At 29.6% G+C, this 624-nt stretch carries 1 protein-coding gene and 1 pseudogene; both read left to right on the top strand.

Annotated elements, in window-relative coordinates:
- On the top strand, nt 1–191 hold a 191-nt coding region (locus tag ACFINS_RS10850; RefSeq protein ID WP_375706277.1), incomplete at its 5' end, for an invasion associated locus B family protein.
- Between the two features lie 329 nt (nt 192–520).
- Nucleotides 521–624: pseudogene (locus ACFINS_RS10845) on the top strand (YggT family protein); the annotation flags it as partial.

Here is a 624-nt window from a genome sequence, read left to right as displayed (position 1 = left end):
CTTGTGTGCCAGCAGGTTGTATTGTTCCAATAGTTTTTGATAAAAATTATGTAGCAGCTTTACGTGCTGGGAAACATTTGAAGTTAGCTATGACAATTGCTGCTCCAGGAGAACCTCCTTTAAATGATTTATTTGTTCAGCTAAATGGGTTTAGCAATGCACTTAATCGTTTGATTGCTTTACAGAAATAATCTCAAAAATAAAACAAAGGCGGCCTTTTAAGGCCGTTTTTAGTTTAAGCTTTTTTTACAATAGGCTTAAACTAAAGCGGCAAGGTTGTATAAAAGAGATGTTTAAAGTTTTTTGCTGATTCTTAAATTGTTCGTTTTTACTTCTGTTTTGATCAGTTGTTTTTAAGGTTTCATCATCATTATAATATAGAGATAAAGATTTGGAATGTTTTAATTTTCTGTCCATGGAAAAAGAAGCATTGGAGTATAAAATCACTGATAAATAGGTTTATTGTAATAAATGCTCTATATACAATCTTCTGTTTCTTTGATTGAAAGAGAGATAAAGAATGGTTTATGCTTTGCTTCAGGTAATTGACCTGATTTTCAATATTTATATTGATATTTTAATAGCAAATGTAATTTTTTCTTTGCTTTATGCATTTAACATTGT

This window comes from Bartonella sp. AA2SXKL (assembly GCF_042197205.1).
GTDB lineage: Bacteria > Pseudomonadota > Alphaproteobacteria > Rhizobiales > Rhizobiaceae > Bartonella.
Note: the sequence above shows the minus strand (reverse complement) of the source record. Positions and strands in the feature narration are given on the sequence as shown.